Raw genomic sequence first — 4,754 nt, 5'->3', positions numbered from 1 at the left:
TGGCTTATCGGAGCAAGCTCAAGACTGACTGTGACTGCTGGTTTGCCTGAGCAATCATAGCTGTTCCTGCCTGCTGGAGGACCTGGTTCTTTGTGAAGTCTACCATTTCCTTAGCCATATCAGTATCGCGGATGCGTGACTCAGAAGCCTGAAGGTTTTCAGCACCGATGTCGAGTCCGACTACTGTCTTCTCAAGGCGGTTCTGGTAAGCACCGAGGTCAGCGCGCTGTTTGTTAATCTTTTTGAGAGCCTCGTCCAAAGTTCCGATTGCGCGGTTAGCTTCATCTGGTGTAGCAAGAGTCATAATCTCTTCGTTTCCAACATTGCGGAGTCCGAGAGCACCTGCTGTCATTGTTCCGATGAATGCCTGAACACGCTGATCCATATTTGCACCAACATGGAACCACATAGAAGCTGTAACTGAGTTTTCACCAGTTGAGCGAGCGAAGCGACCAGTCAAGAGGTTCATACCGTTGAACTGAGCCTGTGAAGCGATGCGGTCAACCTCAGCGATGAGAGCTGAAACTTCAACCTGAATCTGCATACGGTCTTCATCAGTGTAGATACCGTTTGATGACTGAACTGCGAGCTCACGGATACGCTGAACGATGTCAGTTGTTTCCTGCAAGTAGCCTTCAGTTGTCTGGATGAATGAGATAGCATTCTGAGCGTTCTCAGAAGCTTTGTTCATACCGCGGATCTGAGCACGCATTTTCTCAGAAACTGCAAGTCCAGAAGCGTCATCACCAGCACGGTTAATTTTCATACCTGATGAAAGTTTTTCCATGTTTTTAGTGTTGCCCAACTCTGTAAGACCTGTTGAACGCTGTGCGAACATCGCACTCATGTTGTGATTAATAACCATAGTTTATCTCCTTATATTACTATCTGGTTTTTAACGACAGGTCTTCAGTTTTGAAACCTGTTGCCTTGTGGGGGCGCCCACCCACCGGGTTTTGTGCCCTACAGTTATAGTTTCGGACTCTGAAAAATTTACTTAAGTAAAATTTTCAAAAATTTTTAATTTTTTTTAAAAATTCTGTAAGTTAAAGATTAAAAATCAATTTTTACACTTGTACATTAATGCAAAAACAGGCGGAAGCAGGAAATTGCAAAACTTGATATTTAGTCTATAATGACCTTATGATTATTTGTCCGGCACAGCCTTTTGATATTTTTTCCATCATGAATATTGAGCGTCAGTCTTTTATCCCTGCCATACAGGAAAAAAAGCGGGTTTTTGAAAAAAGACTCAAACTCATTCCCGAAGGATTTCTCGTTCTCGCTGATTCCAGTGAGGAAGTGGTCAAGAAAAACAAAGTCGCCCTGGTTTGCGGCTATCTCTGTGCCGAGCGATGGGATTCTCTGCCGGATTTTTCTGTTCTGGAAGGCTTGGGTGAAAAAGAGCGTAAATCTGCCCTTAAAAAGCTGGAAAAACGCTTTGAACTGGGTCATAATCCCTTCCATACCCACAAAACAAATGGCAATATTCTCTATATAAGTTCTTTTGCCCTCTTAAAAGAATATCGTGGCAGGGGCTTGGGTGAGAAATTTTTCATGAATTCCGTGGCGGCCCTCTGCTCGTCTCTGGGTGGAATCAAAAAAGTCCTGCTTCTCGTCGATTCTGAATGGAAAAACGCACTGAAAATCTACGAAAAGTGCGGATTCAAGACAATCGGTAGCCTGGAAAAATTCTTCCCCACGATTCAAAAAAAAGAATTCGCTGACGGGCTTGTCATGGTGGCGGAAGCTGATTCCTTCAAAAATATTGAATTTTCTTCTCATTCAAATGATTTGGGCGGAATCCAAATTTAGACGCCTCCTGGAGATTATGGTATGAATTATAAAAATCCTATTTTACTTTGCGATTATTCTGACCCGGATGTGATTCGTGTTGGAGATGATTTTTATCTTACGGCTTCAAGTTTTAATTTTGTTCCGGGGCTTCCGGTCTTGCACTCCCGCGATTTGCTTCATTGGGAACTTATAAATTATGCCTGTAAATCGATTCCCCTGCCGGGATATGAAAAAGTGCAGAACGCAAAGGGCTTGTGGGCGCCCTCTATCCGCTTTCACGAGGGATTTTTCTATATTTTCGTCGCAACTCCCGACGAGGGCATTTTCTTTACAAGAACGAGCGATTCCTATGGTGAATGGAGCGAATTACAGTGTGTCTGGAGCGGAAAAGGCTTTGAAGACCCTTGTCCTCTCTGGGAAAAAGACGAAAATGGCGTGGAACATCTTTTTGTCGTCCACGCCTATGTAAAAAGCCGGATCGGATTCAATTCAAAACTCGGTCTTTTGGAGCTTGATACAGAAAGTTTCAAGGCAATCAGCGAAGATAAAATCATTTTTGACGGGACGAGAACTCAGCCCACGATTGAAGGTCCGAAATTTTATAAAAGGAATGGATTCTACTATATTTTCGCTCCGGCGGGAGGAGTCACCACCGGCTGGCAGACAGTTTTGCGCTCAAAAAGAATCGACGGCGACTACGAAGAAAAAATCGTGCTGGCACAAGGAAAAGCCCGGACAAACGGCCCCCATCAGGGCGGCTGGGTTACGACGGCAAGCGGGCAAGACTGGTTTATTCATTTTCAGGATGCAGGCATTTTCGGTCGGATTACTCATTTGCAGCCGATGAAGTGGGTAGGTGACTGGCCGGTCATGGGAAGTGCAGTCAAGCTGAATGAGGAAAAATCACTTCTTGTTGTCGGCGAGCCTGTGGATAAATGGAAGTGCCCGGAAGTCTCTGCCGATGAAAACAGACGCGGATTGACGCAGATTAACACAGATGTGCATCAAGGCCAGGACAGAAATGGAAAAAATCCGCCAGTGTCTGAATTCCAAACCAGCGCAAATGTCGAAAAAATGTCCGGCATTGTCGCCACAAGCGACAAATCCCTCTGGCTCACGCCTTCTGTTTGTACGAAAAAAATTGATGCAAAAAAATTTTCCTATGAAAAAGAAATCCTTCTGGATGAAAAATGGCATGAAAAGGAGAGACGGGGAATCATCTTCTTGGGAAACGAATATGCTGCCATGCAGATTGAAAAATCTGGTGCGAATGAATTTAAGCTCTCTTATATTGAATCTAGTGGAAGTGAATCTGGCGATGCGGAGCGAAGTGAAAATGTTATCTGGAGCGAGGAAATTTGTACTTGCTTTGGAGACGAAGTGGCAGAAAAAAAAGTTGAACTTCCTGCTCCTGAGTGTCTTGGAGGCGGAAATCTTTCAGCATTAGCTTCAAAAGAGAGCCGTCACTCATCTGCTTCAAAATCAATCAAGTTGAAAATGAAATTTAGTGCCGCCAAAGACGGTAAATCTGGCTTAGTATGTTTTTTTGTAAAATATGGAAAAATCGCTTTTAAGTCAAAAGTCTTCTCAACTGTGAACGCTCATTGGGTTGGAGGAAGATACGGCTCCTTTTAGTTATTTCTTCCAGTAATCAGTAATATAATAAAAAACAGAAATATACTATAATGATTGCAAATCTGAAAAGCGGGGAAGAAAAATGATTACTGGCGAAATAAAAAACAAAATAGATTCAATCTGGGACGACTTTTTCAGTGCGGGTATGAGCGAATACCTTACTGTAATAGAACAGTTCTCATACCTTATGTTCATACATTCTCTTGATGAAGTTGAAAATGAAACTGAACAGTACGAAAAAATGTCAGGTGAAAAGAAGGAACATATTTTCCCTGAAGATAAACAGAAATACCGCTGGCATATTTTTAAGACCTTTGAAGAAAACGAACTCTTTAATTTGATGAATAAAGAGATTTTTCCTTTCATCAAAAAAATAAATGCAAACGAAGAAAGTGCTTTTGCTCGCTACATGAAAGATGCAGCATTCTCTATTCCTAGCCCACAGACCTTAAGAGCCGTAATTACAAAACTTGATGAACTCTTTGAAAATCCTGAAGTCCAGACCCGCGACATGCTGGGCGATATTTACGAATATGTTTTGAGCAAAATGAATTCATCCGGTCAGGTGGGAATGTTCCGCACTCCAAAACAGATACGCGACATGATGGTTCAGTTGATTCGTCCACAGCCTATGGACACAATCTGCGACCCGGCCTGCGGTACGGCGGGCTTCCTTATTTCAAGCGCGGAATTTATCCGTGACACATACGGAACAAAAATGGGCGACAAGGAATGGGAGCATTATTCAAAAGGACTTCTTACTGGTTTTGACACAGGAAGTACAATGCTCAAAATTTCCGCAATGAACCTTCTGCTCCACTCAATCCATGAGCCGCATATTGCTTATCAGGACAGTGTAAGCAAAAATAACGAAATTGAAGGTGAATTCGATATTATTCTTGCAAATCCGCCCTTTACTGGAAGCGTAAATAAATCAACAATCGCAGAAAGCCTCACCAACATCTGCGCAACAACCAAGACAGAACTTTTGTTCGTTGCCCTCTTTATCCGTATGCTTAAGAAAGGCGGCCGCTGTGCTTGTATTGTTCCTGATGGAGTTTTGTTCGGTTCATCTAATGCTCATAAAGCACTGCGCAAAGAGCTTGTAGAAAATCATCAGCTTGCGGCAGTAATCAGTATGCCAAGCGGTGTATTTAAGCCTTATGCTGGAGTAAGTACAGGTATTCTTGTTTTCACAAAAACAGGGGCTGGTGGAACAGACAATGTCTGGTTCTATGATATGAAAGCAGACGGATACTCGCTTGATGATAAACGCCAACCAATTGAAGCAAATGACATTCCAGATATCATCAAACGCTTTC

At 42.8% G+C, this 4,754-nt stretch carries 4 protein-coding genes; 3 read left to right on the top strand and 1 reads right to left on the bottom strand.

Features of this window, described 5'->3' with window-relative positions; all coding sequences use genetic code 11:
• Positions 1-4 precede the first annotated feature (4 nt).
• A complete protein-coding gene (locus B2089_RS11925; protein ID WP_296322073.1) occupies positions 5-865 on the bottom strand; it encodes a flagellin in 861 nt (286 codons plus the stop codon).
• 278 nt (positions 866-1,143) lie between these two features.
• On the opposite strand from B2089_RS11925, the gene B2089_RS11920 reads away from it, so the two are divergent.
• The 3 genes from B2089_RS11920 to B2089_RS11910 all read left to right on the top strand — a co-directional run.
• The gene (locus tag B2089_RS11920; RefSeq protein WP_296322076.1) at positions 1,144-1,815 is read left to right on the top strand and encodes a GNAT family N-acetyltransferase; all 672 of its coding nucleotides are present in this window, start codon (positions 1,144-1,146) and stop codon (positions 1,813-1,815) included.
• 21 nt (positions 1,816-1,836) lie between these two features.
• Entirely contained in the window at positions 1,837-3,432 is a 1,596-nt protein-coding gene (locus B2089_RS11915; protein ID WP_296322079.1) for a glycoside hydrolase 43 family protein, read from the top strand.
• An 82-nt stretch (positions 3,433-3,514) separates the two neighbouring features.
• The coding region (locus B2089_RS11910) for a type I restriction-modification system subunit M (RefSeq protein WP_296687450.1) at positions 3,515-4,754 on the top strand (1,240 nt) is incomplete at its 3' end.

This window comes from Treponema sp. UBA3813, assembly GCA_002368605.1.
In the GTDB taxonomy this organism is placed as follows: domain Bacteria; phylum Spirochaetota; class Spirochaetia; order Treponematales; family Treponemataceae; genus Treponema_D.
Note: the sequence above shows the minus strand (reverse complement) of the source record. Positions and strands in the feature narration are given on the sequence as shown.